The following is a 14496-nucleotide window of genomic DNA, read 5'->3' as shown; positions in this document are numbered from 1 at the left end:
GCCGGCGGTGCGGTGCCTGCCAGGCAGGCGGCGCGCCGTACCGGCCGGCGGTGCGGCGCCGTACCGGCTAGGCCGGCGGCGCCAGGCCGGCCAGGGCGGCGATCGCGTCCTCGTGCCGGCCCGTGGAGCCGAGCGCGATCTGGTCCGACTTGGCCCGCTTGAGCGCCAGGTGCGCCGGATGCTCCCAGGTCATCCCGATCCCACCGTGCAGCTGGACGCACTCCTCGGCCGCCCGGACGGCGGCCTTGGAGCAGTACGCCTGCGCCACGGCCACGAGCAGCGGGGCGTCCGCGCTGCCGGTGGCGAGGGCGTCGGCGGCGGCGCGGGCCGCCGCCCGGGCCCCGACCAGGTCCAGCCAGAGCTGGGCCATCCGGTGCTTGAGGGCCTGGAAGGAGCCGACCGGCCGGTTGAACTGATGGCGCTCACGGGTGTACCGGACGGTCTCCTCCAGGCACCACTCGGCGAGGCCGAGCTGCTCCGACGCGAGGAGTCCGGCCCCGGCGAGCAGCCCGCGCCGGACCGCCGCACGGGCCGCGTCGGGGCCCGCGAGCCGGGCGCCGCTCCCGGCGCCGGTGGTGACCGTGGCCAGGGGGCGCGTGAGGTCGAGCGGGGTCTGCGGCTCGACGGTCGCCTCGTCGGCGGGTACGGCGTACAGACCGTCGGCCCGCAGGACGAGGAACACGTCGGCGGCGCCGGCGTCGGCCACCGCCGCGACCGGTCCGCCGAGCGGGAGCTCGGCGTCGGGCGCCGTCGACAGCGGTACGGCGAGGGCCGCGACCGTACGGCCGCCCGCCAGCTCCGCGAGGAGTCCGGCCGCCGCGTCGCTCTCCCCCTCCAGGGCGAGCAGGGTCTCGGTGGCCACCACCGCGCTCGTGAGGTACGGCAGCGGGGTCACCGCGCGGCCCAGCTCCTCCAGGACGACGGCGGCCTCGCGGTGGCTCGCGCCCTGGCCGCCGAGCTTCTCCGGGACGAGGAGTCCGGCGACGCCGATGTCGCCCGCGAGGGACTTCCACAGACCGGGGACGTAGGGGCTGTCCGTCTCGATCCGGCCGAGGAGGGCCTGGTGGCCGGCCCGGTCGGCGAGCAGGGCGCGGACGGCGGCCCGCAGGTCGTCCTCGGTCTCGGAGTAGAGGAGGTCGAGCGGCTGTTCCGTCGGTGCTGACGATTCCGTCATCGGGCGAGGTCCTTCCAGGCGACGTCCTTGTCGTTGCGGGGCTCGGGCGGCAGGCCCAGGACCCGCTCGGCGACGATGTTGAGGAGCACCTCGCTGGTGCCTCCCTCGATCGAGTTGCCCTTGGACCGCAGATAGCGGTAGCCGGCGTCGCGGCCGGTGAAGTCGACGAGGTCGGGGCGGCGCATCTCCCACTCCCCGTACAACAGGCCTTCGTCGCCGAGCAGTTCGACCTCCAGGCCACTGATGGCCTGGTTGAGACGGGCGAACGCGAGCTTCATGGCGCTGCCCTCGGGGCCGGGTCGGCCCGCGACGAGCTGCTGGCGGAGCCGCTCCCCGGCGAGCCGGGCGACCTCGGCGTCGACCCAGTGGTCGAGGAGGCGCCGGTGCAGCTCGTGGGTGCGCAGCTCGGGGCGCTCGCGCCAGGTCGCGGCGACCTTCCCGATCATGCCGCCCTCGCGGGGGATGCGGGCTCCGCCGATGGAGACCCGCTCGTTCATGAGGGTGGTCTGGGCGACCCGCCAGCCGTCGCCGACCTCGCCGAGGCGGTGGGCGTCGGGGATGCGGACGCCGGTGAGGAAGACCTCGTTGAACTCGGCCTCGCCGGTGATCTGGCGCAGCGGCCGGACCTCGACGCCGGGGTCGGTCATGTCGCAGACGAAGTAGGTGATGCCCCGGTGCTTGGGCGCGTCCGGGTCGGTGCGGGCGATGAGGATGGCCCAGCGGGCGGTGTGGGCGCTGGAGGTCCACACCTTCTGCCCGTCCACGATCCAGTCCTCGCCGTCGCGGACGGCCCGGGTGGCGAGCGCGGCGAGGTCGGATCCCGCCCCGGGCTCGCTGAACAGCTGGCACCAGACCTCCTCGCCGACCCAGAGGGGCCGGAGGAAGCGCCGCTTGACCTCGTCGGTGCCGTGGGCGAGGACGGTGGGGGCCGCCATGCCGAGGCCGATGCCGATCTTGCGCGGGTCGTTGTCGGGGGCTCCGGCGGCGGCGAGTTCGGCGTCGACGACGGCCTGGAGCGCGCGGGGCGCGTCGAGTCCGCCGAGTCCGACGGGGTAGTGCACCCAGGCGAGTCCGGCGTCGAAGCGGGCGCGCAGGAAGTCGGTGCGGTCGGTGGTGGCGGGCGGGTGCTCGTCGAGCAGCTTCCCGGTGCGTACGAGGAGGTCCTCGGCGTCGGTCATGCGCGGACTCCTTCCGGGAGGACGACCAGGCGGCCGGTGGTGGTGCCGTCGGCGACGCGCTGGACGGCGTCCGCCGCGCCCGCGAACGGGACGCGCTCGCCGATGAGGGGCTTGATGAGGCCCTTGGCCGCGTAGGCCGTGAGGGTCTCGTGGCAGCGGCCGATGGAGGCCGGGTCCTTCGCCGCGTAGAGGCCCCAGTGGAGGCCGAGGACCGAGTAGTTCTTCACCAGGGCGTGGTTGAGGGCGGGCGCGGGGACCGTGCCGCTCGCGAAGCCGACGATCACGATCCGGCCCTCGAAGGCGACGCACTTCGCGGACTGCTGGTAGGCCTCGCCGCCGACGGGGTCGTAGATCACGTCGGCGCCGCGGCCGCCGGTCGCGGCCTTGACGGCGGCGACGACGTCCTCCGAGCGCCGGTCGATCACCACGTCGCAGCCGAGCGCGCGGGCGACGGCGGCCTTCTCCGGTCCGCCGACGACCCCGATGACGGTGGCGCCCGCGGCCTTGCCGAGCTGGACGGCGGCGCTGCCGACACCGCCCGCCGCCGCGTGGACCAGAAGGGTCTCGCCCTCCTGGAGGGCGGCGCGGCGGTGCAGGCCGAACCAGCCGGTCTGGTAGCCGATGTGGAGGGCGGCGGCCTCGGCGTCGTCGAGCGAATCGGGGGCGGGGAGCAGCCCGGCGGCGTCGGCGAGGACGTGGTCGGCGAAGCCGCCGTGCGGGAGGGCGGCGGTGGTGATGACCCTGCGGCCGTCCTCGGTCTCGGCGCAGACCTCCACGCCGGGGGTGAAGGGCAGCGGGGGGCGGATCTGGTAGTGGCCGCGGCAGAGCAGCGCGTCGGGGAAGTTGACGTTCGCGGCGCGGACCTTGAGGAGGACCTGGCCGTCGCCGGGTGTGGGCGGTGCCACCTCCTCGCGGCGCATCACCGCGCGCGGTTCCCCGTTCTCGTACACACGCCATGCCTGCATCCGGAAGCCTCCTCCGTACCGAGCGGTCGGTCGCATACTAAGCGGTCGCTTGATCCGAGGGGAACCACTCAGCCGGACTTCTTCGGGCGGGCGCGGACGTGCATCCGCTCCCCCTGGGGCCCGTACAGGCTCAGGAACTCCACCGGGCCGTCGGGCGTCGGACCGAACCAGTGCGGGACGCGGGTGTCGAACTCGGCCGCCTCGCCGGGGCCGAGGACGACGTCGTGCTCCCCGAGGACGAGCCGGAGCCTCCCGGAGAGCACGTACAGCCATTCGTAGCCCTCGTGGACGCGGGGCTCCGGCTCCTCCTGCTGCGGCTTCTCCTGGACGACCTTGTACGCCTGGAGGCCGCCGGGCTGCCTGGTCAGCGGGTACATCGTGCGGCCGTGACGGACGATGGGCTTCGCCCGGATCCGGGGGTCGCCCGTCGCCGGGGCGCCGACCAGTTCGTCGAGCGCCACCTGATGGGCGCGGGCGAGCGGGAGGAGCAGTTCGAGGCTGGGTCTGCGCTGCCCGGACTCCAGCCGGGAGAGGGTGCTCACGGAGATTCCGGTGTCCGCGGAGAGCTCGGCCAGGGTCACCCCGCGGTCGCGGCGGACCCGGCGGAGGCGGGGGCCGACCTCGTTGAGCACGGCGTCCATGCGGTCGTCTTCGGTCATACGTCCAGTTTTGCAGAAACGGCAAGCTCGCTTGCTCATCCCGTGGACCCGGGTGACGCTCGGCCCATGAACGCAGACCTGGAGAACGACATGTACGAGGCCGTGGTGGTCGGCGGGGGCGCGGCGGGGCTCAGCGCCGCCCTGGTCCTGGGCCGGTCGCGGCGCCGGACCCTGGTCGTCGACGCCGGCGAGCCGCGGAACGCGCCCACCGCGCACATGCAGGGCGTCCTGTCCCGGGACGGCATGAACCCGGCCGACTACCTGGCGGCCGGCCGGGCCGAGATCGCCGGGTACGGGGTCGAGCTGCGGACCGGTGAGGTGACGGGCGCGGCAATGGACGGGAAGGGCGGGTTCGTCCTCACCCTCGCGGACGGGGAGACGGTCGGCGCGCGGCGGCTCGTCGTCACCACCGGGCTCGTCGACGAGCTCCCGGTGATCGACGGGCTGGCCGAGCGGTGGGGACAGGACGTGCTGCACTGCCCGTACTGCCACGGCTGGGAGGTCCGCGACGAGGCCTTCGGGGTGATCGCGCATCCGACGATGCCCGCGCACCAGGCGCTGATGGTGGCGCACTGGTCGAAGGACGTGACCCTGTTCCTGCACACCTCGGCCGAGCCGTCAGAGCACGAGGCGGCGCTCCTGGACGCGGCGGGCGTCCGGGTCGAGCGCGGTGAGGTGACCGGGGTCGCCGTGGAGGACGACCGGCTGACCGGGGTACGGCTCGCCGGCGGGCGGACCGTGGCCCGCTCGGTGGTCTTCGCGGCGGCCACCCGCCTGGCGGCCCGCGACGGGCTGCTGCGGCAGCTGGGCGCGGAGCTGCGCGAGACCCCGTTCGGGGAGTTCGTGGTGGTGGACGAGGTGGGGCGGACGAGCGTGCCGGGCGTGTGGGCGGCGGGGAACGTGACGGGTCCGCAGGAGCAGGTGGTCAACGCGGTGAGCCGGGGCTACCGGGCCGCTGCCGCGCTCAACAGCGAGCTGGTCTTCGGCGACCTGGAGGAGAAGGCGGCCGGTCGGCCGGTCGGATGAACCGGGGCGGTTGAGGCTGCGCCCCTGGGACAGAGGGACGAGGATCGGTCACGGTGGCCGGAAACGGCACACGGACGAGGGTCCACGGCACTCGGCACGGCACGGCACACGGACGAGGGTCCGCGGCGCTCGGCACGGCACACGGACGACGGCTCACGGAAGGACGGGACACCTCCCATGCTCGGTACGCAGTTCACCAAGGGCTCCCCCTGCTGGATCGACCTCGGCAGCCCGGACACGGAGGCGGCGGCCGCCTTCTACACCGCCGTCTTCGGCTGGGAGTTCCGCTCGGCGGGTCCCGAGGCCGGCGGATACGGCTTCCTCCAGCAGGACGGCAGCACGGTCGCGGCGCTCGGACCGCTCACCGAGCAGGGCGCGTCCAGCGCCTGGACCGTGTACTTCCAGACCCCGGACGCGGACGCCACGGCGAAGGACGCCGAGTCGGCGGGCGGAGCCGTACGCCTCGCGCCGCTCGACGTCATGGAGGCGGGCCGGATGGCCGCCCTCACCGACCCGGGCGGCGCGCGGTTCGCGATCTGGCAGCCCGGCACGACCAAGGGCCTCGACCGCACGTCCTCGACCAACACCCTCGTCTGGGTGGAGCTGCACACCGCGGACCCGCAGGGCACGCTGGCGTTCTACCGGACGCTCTTCGGCTGGCGCACGGCGGAGATGGACGCGCCCGGCATGAAGTACCAGGTCGTCTCGACCGCCGAAGGCGACCAGCAGGACGCCTCCTTCGGCGGCGCGGCCGAACTCCAGGACACGAAGGAGGGCCCCCGCTGGATCGTGTACTTCGACGTCGAGGACGCGGACGCGATCGTCACGGCGGCCCGGGGCAACGGCGGTTCGGTCCTGATGCCCGCGGCCGACATCCCCGACGTGGGCCGCATCGCCTGGCTCGCCGACCCCTTCGGCGCGGCCTTCGCGGTCCTGAAGCCGGCCCCGATGGGCTGACCGGACAGCACCGCCCCCGCCGGCGAAAGTCGATTGCCCGGCCGGTGCCCGGTGGGTAGCGTCGCCGTTCGTGATTCCGACGCTGCGCACCGAGCGCCTTCTGCTTGAGCCCTACGTCCCCGCGGACGAGGAGGCCTTCATGGCGCTCTTCCAGGATCCGAGGGTGTCGGTGTGGATGGGGGACGGCCCGGCGTCCGAGGAGGACGACCGGGCCCTGTTCGGGCGGATCTTCACGAAGGTCTACGCCCAGGAGCTGTTCGCCGTCTGGGCCGTGCGCCGGGACGGGGTGCTGGTCGGGCATGCCGAGATCAAGCCGTCCGAGGACGTCGGCGGGCACGAGATCGTGTACGCGCTCGCGCCGGCGGCCTGGGGTTCGGGGCTCGGTACGGAGGTGGCCGAGGCCCTCGTGGGCCACGGCTTCGGCACGCTCGGCCTGTCCGAGGTGCACGCCACCGTGGCCGAGCCCAACGCCGCTTCGCTGAAGCTGCTCGGCAGGATCGGATTCGAGCACGTCCGGGACATCACCGAGGACGACGGAAGCATCACCCGCGTACTGACCCGTCGCCCCTGACTGCCCGTCGCCCCTGACTGCCCCGTCGCCCCTGACGCCCGGGCCCCGAGCGCCGGATCCCGGGCGCAGGCCCCCAGGCCCGCTCCGTCAGCGCCCGAAGAGTTCGAAGGCGACCGCCGGGCGGCCGCCGAAGCGGGCGGACGCCCGGCTCGTCGCCGCGGTGAGGAAGGACCGGACGTACTGCTCCGGGTCCTCGTCCGTCAGGGCCTCGATGTAGGCGCGGTGACAGAGCAGCGAGCGGATCGCACGGTCCAGACCCGGGGCCGCGTCCACCGCGTGGGTCGGAGTGCTGGACGCCGCCACCGCCACCCAGCGCACTCCGTTCCAGGGCTCCAGTCCCTGGTCGGTGAGCTCGGGGAAGATCCAGCGGTTGCCCGCGTCCCCCGCCGCGTCGAGTGCGGCCCGGCCCACGGCCACGTGGTCGGGGGTGTTCCAGGGGGCGCCGGGGCCCCCGCCCCAGGTGTCACGGTGGTTGAGGGTGATGACGAGCTCCGGGCGGTGCCTCCGGATCGCCGCCGCGATGTCGCGCCGCAGCCCGAGCCCGTACTCGATCACGCCGTCGCGGTGGTCGAGGAACTCCACCGTGTCCACGCCGACGACCGCGGCGCTGTCCCGCTGCTCCCGCTCGCGCAGCGGACCGCAGGCGTCCGGTGCGATCGTGTCGATGCCGGCCTCACCGCGGGTCGCGAGGACGTAGGCCACCTCCTTGCCCGCGTCCGTCCAGGCGGCGACGGCCGCCGCGCAGCCGTACTCCAGGTCGTCGGGGTGGGCGACGACGGCGAGGGCGCGCTGCCAGTCGCCGGGCATCTCCGCGAGGTCCGTGACTTCGGTTCCGGTCATGACCGCAGGATACGGGCGGCCTCCGACGCGGTCGGGCGGAACGCTCCGGAAAGGATCACCGAACGCGAGACGTTCCTGGGCCGGTCGGGGTTGAGTCCGCGGCGCACCGCGAGCGCGACCGCGAGCCGCTGGGCGCGGACGAGCGCGGCGACCGGGTCGATCGCGTCGGCCGCGAACAGGGCGCCGGTGGACTCCACTTCGTCCTTCAGGCCCGAGGGGGCGGGGCCGAGGCACCACACGAGGCTGGACCGGTCGCTGATGCTGATCGGGCCGTGGCGGTACTCCATCGCCGCGTACGACTCCGTCCAGACGCGGGCCACCTCGCGCAGTTTGAGGGCGGCCTCGTCGGCGAGGCCGACGGTCCAGCCGGTGCCGAGGAAGGTGAACTGGCCGCGCCGCTCCCACGCGGCGGGCAGCCGCTCGTAGAGGACGAGTTCGGCGTCGGCGACGGCCGGACCCAGATCCACCCCCAGTCCCGCGCGGAGGAGTTGGAGTGCGGTGGTCGCGAACCGGGTCTGGACGACGGAGCGTTCGTCGGCGAACCCGAGGTCGAGGACCCGGTCGGCGAGCTGTCCCGCTGGGCTGTCGGGCACTCCGGTGAGGACGAGGGTCGGGATGCGCCCCGCCGCGCCGGCGAGGAGATGGACGACCTCCGTGGTGGTACCGGAGCGGGTGAGGGCCACGATGCGGTCGTAACCGCGCCCGAGCGGCGTGGAGTCGGAGGCCGGGAACGCGTCGGTCTCGCCCGCGCCGAGGGACTCGCGCAGCGCCGCGTAGGCACGGGCGATGAAGTACGAGGTGCCGCAGCCGACCACCGCCACCCGCTCGCCGCGGGCCGGCAGCAGGTCGGCGTCGTGGTCGGCGATCTCGGCGGCGCGGCGCCAGCAGTCGGGCTGGCCGGCGATCTCCGCGCTGACGTGGCTGCTCATGTCCGGGTCCTCTCCTCGGCAGGCCCCCGCACGGGGCCCGGACCGAGTTCTACCGGCATCCGTCCGGTGCACTCCATGAGCAAGGGCGGTCCACCCCTTGGACTTTTGCGCGCCGCCGGGCGCACGTCCCCTCCCCCCGGTGGTCAGATCTCGTCGCGGGAGAGCGCGAGCAGCCGGTCCAGGACGCGCGGTCCCCCGGCCCGTACCCCGTCGTGCTCGAACTCGTCCGTCACCCAGGTGCGCAGGCCGCGGATCGTGCGCGCGGTGTCGAGGGAGTGGCCGGTGTCCACGTACATGTCGTCGTGGTAGACGGCCGCTGCGACCGGGACCCGGTTGGCGGCGAGGCGCTCGGGGTCGTACAGCGGGCTCCAGTCGGTGCGGGCGGCGAGGAGTTCCGCGGTCTCGCGGAGCGGGCGCAGGGCGGGATCGGTGGTGAAGTGCCAGGGGTGGACGGTCTCGCCGGTGAACAGCGGGGGCCGTCCCTCGGCGAGCGCGGCGCGGGCGTCGAACTCGGGGTGCTCGGCGCGGACCCGCTCGGCCGCCCAGTCGGTGGGCCCCTTCCCCTGGGCGTAGATGGCCTCGTGGAGCACGGCGTACAGCGGGTGTCCGGCGTACGACAGCTGGGCCTGGACCTGCTCCAGGAAGGCGTCGGCGAGCGCGGGCCCGCCGGGGGTGGGGACGAAGGCGCCCTCCAGGAGCAGATGGAGCTGGTGGGTGCCCTCGCCGGAGCCGAGGAGGATGCCGAGGGACTGGAAGGCCTCGGGGGTGAGCAGGCCGCCGCCGGGCAGGGTGACCTCGTGGTCGAGGAGGTGGGCGACGACCGCGCGGGCCCGTTCCGCGTCCTGCGGATAGCGGGCGTAGTGGGCCTCGTTCTTGCCCCGGATCCTGGGGTAGGCGGCGCGGTAGACCTCGTCGGCGGTGGCGTACAGGGAGGGCAGTCCGCCGGTGATCAGGACCCGCTCCAGGCCCTGGGGCGCGGTCGAGAGGTAGTGGGTGGCGCAGAAGCCGCCGAAGCTCTGGCCGAGGACGGTCCAGGGGGCGCCGCCGGTGAGCCGGCGCCGGATGAGCTCGCAGTCCTCGACGATCGAGTCGGCGCGGAAGTGGGCGAGGTAGTCGGCCTGCTCGGCGGGGGTGCCGCGGAGCGGCAGGGTCTGGCGGTTGGCGGGGGTCGAACGGCCGGTGCCCCGCTGGTCGAGGAGGAGGACGCGGAACTCCTGGACGGCCCGGCCCAGCCAGGCCTGCGGGCCGATGAACCGGCGGGCGCCGAAGCCGGGACCGCCCTCCAGGTAGACCAGCCAGGGGAGCTGTTCGCGGCCGGGGCCGGCGTTGCCGCTCGCGACGACCTCACGGCCGAAGACCTCGATCCGCTCGCCGTCGGGGCGGGCGTGGTCGAGGGGGACGGGGAAGCGGTGGTCGGTGAGGACGAGTCCCGGCTGCCGGTAGGTGGTCACGCTGTTCCTGCTCCTGTTCGGTACGCCCCCGCCAGGACAGTGGATCACATGGCGGGGGCGGACCGGAGGAGGGGCGTCAGGAGGTCGGGAAGTTGTCCGGCGTCCTGATGCGGTCACGGATCCAGACGCCGGCGGGCTTCAGCGAGCCGGTGCCCGCCCAGGGGCCGCCGGAGTCGCAGGTGCCGGTCTTGAAGACGGCGCCGCTGCGCTCGTCGTCGGAGAAGTTCCAGTTGACCCAGCTGATCTTCTTGGTGGCCATGAGGTCGAGGAACCGCTGCGACATCGCGAAGTCGTTGCCGCCCTCGCCGGCGTAGTTCTGGGTGCCGAACTCGGTGACGAAGACGGGCAGCCTGTCGGCGGCGCGGGAGAGGGCGTTCAGGTACTCGTCGCGGTGCGAGAACGCGTAGAAGTGGAAGGTGTACATGATGTTGGTCGCGTTCACGGGGTTGGACACGACCTCGGACTCGTTCGCGCCGTCGGAGACTCCGAACGAGGACCACGCGCGCGTGCCGACGAGGATCGGGGTCTCGGCGTCCTTGGCGCGGATGACCGGGATGAGCTGCTCGGCGTAGCTCTTGACGCGGGACCAGGCGACGCCGTTGGGCTCGTTGGCGATCTCGTACAGGAGGTTGGTCTTGGAGCCGTGGCGCTGGGCGATCTCGGTGAAGAAGGTCTTGGCGCGGGCGAGGTTGTAGTGCGGGTCGCCCGGGTCGAGCATGTGCCAGTCGACGATCACGTACAGGCCGCGCGCGGTGGCCTGCTCGATGAGGGAGTGGGCGAGGTCGGTGTACTTGCGCGGGTCGGTCTCGTAGCCCTCCTCCTGGACGTAGGTGGAGACGCGCAGGACGTCGGCGTTCCAGTCCTTGGCGAGGGCGTCGAGCGAGCCGCCGGTCAGGCACTGGCTGTACCACTGGGTGCCGTGGCTGGACATGCCGCGCAGCTGGATCGGCTTGTCGTACCGGTTGCAGAGCTTGGTGCCGCAGACCTCGAGCTGGCCGTTGATCGCGGCCGGGGTGGTGCCGGTGGGCGGCGGGGTGGTGGCGCCGTCGACCTTGATGTGGTCGACGTTGGGGCCGCCGTTGGCCGTGGTGGCGGTGGCGCGGATGGTGTTGGCGCCGGCCTTGAGGGTGGTGGTGACGGTGGTGGTCGCCCAGGTGGTCCAGGCGCCGGTGCCGGCGAAGGACGTGCCGGAGGCGGCGACGGCGCCGTTGACGGCGATGTCCATGGGGCGGTCGGTGGTGGTGCCGTTGGCGTAGCGCAGGGTGAGGGTCGCGGGGCCCGCCTGGGCGGCGTCGACGTTCCACTGGACGTAACCGCCGGTGGCGTTGTCGTAGTTGACGAATCCGTTGCCGGTGAACCCGGCGTGGTTGGACTCGACGGCGCCCCGGGAGACGGTGGCCGTCTCCGCCTCGTAGGTGACGGGGGCGGCGGTCGCGGTGGGCGGGGTGACGGCGAGGCCGAGGAGCAGCGCGCCGAGGGCGGTTCCGGCGACGCCGAGGCGTCGGACGCCGGGCCGTCGGCCGATGCGGGTGCGGAGTCGTGCGGATCGTGCCGAAGTCATGGGGGTCTCCACGGAACGACGAACGAGGCCTTGGGGAAGGCCGGGGGATGCTGACGAAGGCGCCGTTGGACTGGAAGGAAACTTTCCTAACGGATGAATAGCAGGCTCTCGATCCGCCTCGCAAGGGTCATGACAAGAGACGCAGTTCAGCGGGCTGACAGCGACGGACCTCCGGACTCAGCGCGGGACGAGCCCCTTCGTCACGAGATAGTTCCGCGCCACGTCCTCCGGAAGGCGCCGCCAGCTGTCCACCTCTTCGTTGAGCCGCGCCAGATCGGCCGTGGTCAGGACCGTGTTGAGACGGGACAGCGCCCGGGTGACGCGCTCGCCGCCGGCACGGGCGCGGTTGACGACGGGGACGACGTGGTCGGCGTTCTGCAGGTGCTTGTCGTCGGCGAGCAGGACGAGCCTGAACTCGTCGAGTGTGGCATCGGTGGTCGTGGTGAGCACCAGCTGGTCCTGGCCGTTCTGGACGGCCTGTTTGGCCGGGGTGGTCCCGACGCCCTTGGGGTCGACGGCGGTGATGTCGATGCCGTAGACCTCCCGCAGACCGGGAGCGCAGTACGGCCGCCGGACGCATTCGTCACCGGCCGCGAGACGGATCGGGAGACCGGTGGCGCCGAGGTCGCTGAGGGTCTTCAGCCGGTGCTCGGCGGCGAACTCGGCGGTGACGGCGAAGGCGTTCTGGTCGACGGCCCGGCCCGCGTCGAGGACGGTGAGCCCGCGGGGGCCGGCCAGTCCGCGGAGCGCCTTCATCGTGGCGTCCAGGTCGGGCGAGCCGACGGTCGGTGCGTCGGCCCCGTTGGCCTTGGCGTTCAGCCAGTCGGCGAAGGTCGCCGCGTACTCCGCCACGACGTCGATCTGACCGCGCTCCAGGGCCGGTTCGTACAGCTCGCGGTTGGTGACGGAGAGGATCTTCGTACCGTACCCGGCGTCCTCGAGGAGCAGGGCGTACATCTGGGCCAGCAGGTCGCTCTCGGTGAATCCGGCCGAGCCGACGGTCAGCCGGCGACGGTCGCCCGGCGGTGCCGTGACCTCGCCCCGGGCCTCCAGGGAGGGTCCCGTCGCACAGCCGCCGAGGACGGCGCAGACCGCCAGGAGGAGCCCGAGGGCGGCGCCCCGGGGCGGGCGGGGCGGTCCGCTCACCGGCCGCTCCCCCGTACGCCGGCGGGGGCGAGGCGCTGGACCCCCTCGAAGACCCCTTCCACGAGCAGCGCGAGGACGGCGACGAGGCACGCGCCGGCGACGACCTGCGAGGTGGAGGCGAGGTTGAACCCGGCCGTGATGATCCGGCCGAGCCCTCCGCCGCCGGCGAGCGCGGCCACGGTGGCGGTGGCGACGAGCTGGACGGCGGCGATCCGCACACCGGTCAGGATCAGCGGCAGCGCAAGCGGCACCTCGACCAGGGTCAGCGTCTGGCGGCCCGTCATGCCCATGCCCCGGGCGGCCCGTACGACATCGGGGTCGACGCCCCGCATCCCCACATACGCGTTGGTCAGCAGCGGGGGCACGGCGAACAGGACGAGCGCGATGATCGTCGGCCACTCGCCGTACGCACCGATCGGGCTGAGGAGGAGCAGGACGAGGACGGCGAAGGTGGGAACGGCCCGGCCGACGTTGGAGAGGTTCACGGCGAGCGCGCCGCCCTTGCCGAGGTGCCCGAGGACGAGGGCGACGGGCAGGGCGATCGCACAGCTGATGGCGAGGCAGACGACGGTGAGGAAGAGGTGCTCGGCGAGCCGGTGCCAGATGCCGTTCTCGCCGGACCAGTGCGCGGAGGTGGTGAGCCAGGACCAGGCGTCGGAGAGCGTGGTCATGCGGTCCGCCCTCGGGTCGGGGACGTGGTCATGCGGTCTGCCCGCAGGTCGGGGACGTGGTCATGCGGTCTGCCCGCAGGTCGGGGACGTGGTCATGCGGTCTGCCTGCAGGTCGGGGACGTGGTCATGCGGTCTGCCTGCAGGTCGGGGACGTGGTCATGCGGTCTGCCCGCGGGTCCAGGGAGTGAGCAGCCGCTGCGCGCCGAGGAGGAGCAGGTCGGCGGCGACCGCGATCAGGACGCAGAGCACGGAGGCGGTCAGCACCTGGGCCTTGAAGAAGGTGTTCATGCCCGAGTAGATGAGGTTGCCGAGACCGCCGTGGCCGACGATCGCGCCGATCGTGACGAGGGAGACGGCCGAGACGGTGGCGATCCGGAGCCCGGCCATGGCGGCGGGCACGGCGAGCGGCAGCTCGACGGCGAGCAGCAGCCGGACCGGACCGTATCCGAGGCCGCGGGCGGCCTGGCGGGTCTCCTCGGGAACCGCGCGGAGCCCGGCCAGGATGTTCCGGACGAGGAGCGTGAGGGAGTACAGGACGAGGCCGGCCACGACCAGGGCGGCGGACAGCCCGTACACGGGCAGGAGCAGCGAGAACATCGCGAGCGCCGGAATCGTGTAGAGGAGGGTGGTGACCCCGAGGATCGGCCCGGCCGCCCAGCGCCACCGGCGGGCCGCGATCGCGAGGGGGAGGGCGAGCACCAGGCCGAGGGCGACGGAGACGGCCGTCAGCTGGAGGTGCTGGACGACGGCGTCGGTGAGGATCTCGCTCCGGGTGGAGAGGTAGGCGCCGCAGATCCACTCGTTGCGGGCGAGGCAGTCGTCGGGCGGCGCGATCACCCTCCCATTCGAGGCGGTACGGGGCGGCCGCGCACGCGGGCCGGTCCGTTCGGGGGCGGGGACGGTGCCGGACGGCTACGCCGATGCCCGGGTGACGCCGGTCAGCGGTTCTCCTGGAGCACCGACAGGACGTTCCCCGCCGGGTCGGTGAACCACGCGATGGCCGGTCCGCCGTCGCCCCGCACGATGCCCTTCGCGTCGGCCTCGAATCCCTCGTAGCGCGCCAGGGTCACTCCGCGCCCCGTCAGGTCGTCCACGGCCCGGTCGATGTCGTCGACCGCGAAGTTGAGGATCGTGAACGTGGCCGGGGTGTGGTCGTCCTTCGGGTAGACGAAGACCCGGGCCCCGCCCGCCAGGGTGAGGAAGAGCATCCGCATGTCGTCCTGCCCCTCCTCGCCCACCTCCAGACCGAGGGTCTCGCCGTAGAAGCGCCGGGCGGCGTCCAGGTCGTCGACCGAGAAACCGCTGAATGCCGGGGTGTCGCCGAACATGGCGTGCTCCTTTCCGGGGGCCCGTGCCGGGCGCCCCTTC

The 14496-nt window shown here is 73.4% G+C and carries 15 protein-coding genes; 3 read left to right on the top strand and 12 right to left on the bottom strand.

Features of this window, described 5'->3' with window-relative positions; translation table 11 throughout:
- Positions 1-67: 67 nt before the first annotated feature.
- From ACFQ79_RS02010 to ACFQ79_RS01995, 4 genes are all read right to left on the bottom strand, one after another.
- Positions 68-1174, bottom strand: coding sequence for an acyl-CoA dehydrogenase family protein (locus tag ACFQ79_RS02010; protein ID WP_383578882.1), 1107 nt, complete (start codon positions 1172-1174; stop codon positions 68-70).
- Positions 1171-2352 (bottom strand): acyl-CoA dehydrogenase family protein, encoded by a 1182-nt coding sequence (locus tag ACFQ79_RS02005; RefSeq protein ID WP_383578881.1) that lies wholly within the window; start codon positions 2350-2352, stop codon positions 1171-1173. Before ACFQ79_RS02005 ends, ACFQ79_RS02010 begins: the two co-directional genes overlap by 4 nt.
- Positions 2349-3317, bottom strand: coding sequence for an NADPH:quinone oxidoreductase family protein (locus ACFQ79_RS02000; RefSeq protein WP_383578880.1), 969 nt, complete (start codon positions 3315-3317; stop codon positions 2349-2351). The genes ACFQ79_RS02005 and ACFQ79_RS02000 overlap by 4 nt, the downstream gene beginning before the upstream one ends.
- Positions 3318-3385: 68 nt before the next feature.
- Entirely contained in the window at positions 3386-3976 is a 591-nt protein-coding gene (locus tag ACFQ79_RS01995; RefSeq protein WP_383578879.1) for a helix-turn-helix domain-containing protein, read from the bottom strand.
- 66 nt (positions 3977-4042) lie between these two features.
- On the opposite strand from ACFQ79_RS01995, the gene ACFQ79_RS01990 reads away from it, so the two are divergent.
- The 3 genes from ACFQ79_RS01990 to ACFQ79_RS01980 all read left to right on the top strand — a co-directional run bounded on the left by ACFQ79_RS01990 (position 4043) and on the right by ACFQ79_RS01980 (position 6530).
- Entirely contained in the window at positions 4043-5002 is a 960-nt protein-coding gene (locus ACFQ79_RS01990; protein WP_383578878.1) for an NAD(P)/FAD-dependent oxidoreductase, read from the top strand.
- A 177-nt stretch (positions 5003-5179) separates the two neighbouring features.
- Positions 5180-5959: a VOC family protein gene (locus tag ACFQ79_RS01985; protein ID WP_383578877.1), complete on the top strand. Its 780-nt coding sequence runs from the start codon at positions 5180-5182 to the stop codon at positions 5957-5959.
- A 70-nt stretch (positions 5960-6029) separates the two neighbouring features.
- Positions 6030-6530 carry a GNAT family N-acetyltransferase gene (locus ACFQ79_RS01980; RefSeq protein ID WP_383578876.1) on the top strand — a complete coding sequence of 167 codons (501 nt, stop codon included), beginning with the start codon at positions 6030-6032 and terminating at the stop codon, positions 6528-6530.
- Between the two features lie 87 nt (positions 6531-6617).
- Here the strand turns inward: ACFQ79_RS01980 and ACFQ79_RS01975 are convergent, their stop codons facing one another.
- From ACFQ79_RS01975 to ACFQ79_RS01940, 8 genes are all read right to left on the bottom strand, one after another.
- Complete coding sequence (locus ACFQ79_RS01975; RefSeq protein ID WP_383578875.1) at positions 6618-7370, bottom strand: PIG-L deacetylase family protein; 753 nt, start codon at positions 7368-7370, stop codon at positions 6618-6620.
- Positions 7367-8299 (bottom strand): SIS domain-containing protein, encoded by a 933-nt coding sequence (locus ACFQ79_RS01970; protein ID WP_383578874.1) that lies wholly within the window; start codon positions 8297-8299, stop codon positions 7367-7369. The genes ACFQ79_RS01975 and ACFQ79_RS01970 overlap by 4 nt, the downstream gene beginning before the upstream one ends.
- Positions 8300-8442: 143 nt before the next feature.
- The gene (locus ACFQ79_RS01965; RefSeq protein WP_383578873.1) at positions 8443-9750 is read right to left on the bottom strand and encodes an alpha/beta fold hydrolase; all 1308 of its coding nucleotides are present in this window, start codon (positions 9748-9750) and stop codon (positions 8443-8445) included.
- 76 nt (positions 9751-9826) lie between these two features.
- A complete protein-coding gene (locus tag ACFQ79_RS01960; RefSeq protein ID WP_383578872.1) occupies positions 9827-11311 on the bottom strand; it encodes a cellulase family glycosylhydrolase in 1485 nt (494 codons plus the stop codon).
- A 177-nt stretch (positions 11312-11488) separates the two neighbouring features.
- Positions 11489-12409, bottom strand: coding sequence for an ABC transporter substrate-binding protein (locus ACFQ79_RS01955; protein WP_383578943.1), 921 nt, complete (start codon positions 12407-12409; stop codon positions 11489-11491).
- A 44-nt stretch (positions 12410-12453) separates the two neighbouring features.
- Entirely contained in the window at positions 12454-13128 is a 675-nt protein-coding gene (locus tag ACFQ79_RS01950) for an ABC transporter permease (protein WP_383578871.1), read from the bottom strand.
- Positions 13129-13284: 156 nt separating this feature from the next.
- A complete protein-coding gene (locus ACFQ79_RS01945) occupies positions 13285-13965 on the bottom strand; it encodes an ABC transporter permease (RefSeq protein WP_383578870.1) in 681 nt (226 codons plus the stop codon).
- A gap of 101 nt (positions 13966-14066) precedes the next feature.
- The gene (locus tag ACFQ79_RS01940; protein WP_383578869.1) at positions 14067-14456 is read right to left on the bottom strand and encodes a VOC family protein; all 390 of its coding nucleotides are present in this window, start codon (positions 14454-14456) and stop codon (positions 14067-14069) included.
- Between the last annotated feature and the right edge of the window lie 40 nt (positions 14457-14496).

This window comes from Streptomyces sp. NPDC056480, from assembly GCF_042795405.1.
Taxonomy (GTDB): Bacteria; Actinomycetota; Actinomycetes; order Streptomycetales; family Streptomycetaceae; genus Streptomyces.
This window is presented reverse-complemented; position numbering and strand designations above follow the sequence as displayed.

What these genes read in the sequence shown, in the direction of transcription:
- ACFQ79_RS02010 (WP_383578882.1), bottom strand. Translation starts at nt 1,174, where the DNA reads ATGACGGAATCGTCAGCACCGACGGAACAGCCGCTCGACCTCCTCTAC.
- ACFQ79_RS02005 (WP_383578881.1), bottom strand. Translation starts at nt 2,352, where the DNA reads ATGACCGACGCCGAGGACCTCCTCGTACGCACCGGGAAGCTGCTCGAC.
- ACFQ79_RS02000 (WP_383578880.1), bottom strand. Translation starts at nt 3,317, where the DNA reads ATGCAGGCATGGCGTGTGTACGAGAACGGGGAACCGCGCGCGGTGATG.
- ACFQ79_RS01995 (WP_383578879.1), bottom strand. Translation starts at nt 3,976, where the DNA reads ATGACCGAAGACGACCGCATGGACGCCGTGCTCAACGAGGTCGGCCCC.
- ACFQ79_RS01990 (WP_383578878.1), top strand. Translation starts at nt 4,043, where the DNA reads ATGAACGCAGACCTGGAGAACGACATGTACGAGGCCGTGGTGGTCGGC.
- ACFQ79_RS01985 (WP_383578877.1), top strand. Translation starts at nt 5,180, where the DNA reads ATGCTCGGTACGCAGTTCACCAAGGGCTCCCCCTGCTGGATCGACCTC.
- ACFQ79_RS01975 (WP_383578875.1), bottom strand. Translation starts at nt 7,370, where the DNA reads ATGACCGGAACCGAAGTCACGGACCTCGCGGAGATGCCCGGCGACTGG.
- ACFQ79_RS01970 (WP_383578874.1), bottom strand. Translation starts at nt 8,299, where the DNA reads ATGAGCAGCCACGTCAGCGCGGAGATCGCCGGCCAGCCCGACTGCTGG.
- ACFQ79_RS01960 (WP_383578872.1), bottom strand. Translation starts at nt 11,311, where the DNA reads ATGACTTCGGCACGATCCGCACGACTCCGCACCCGCATCGGCCGACGG.
- ACFQ79_RS01950 (WP_383578871.1), bottom strand. Translation starts at nt 13,128, where the DNA reads ATGACCACGCTCTCCGACGCCTGGTCCTGGCTCACCACCTCCGCGCAC.
- ACFQ79_RS01940 (WP_383578869.1), bottom strand. Translation starts at nt 14,456, where the DNA reads ATGTTCGGCGACACCCCGGCATTCAGCGGTTTCTCGGTCGACGACCTG.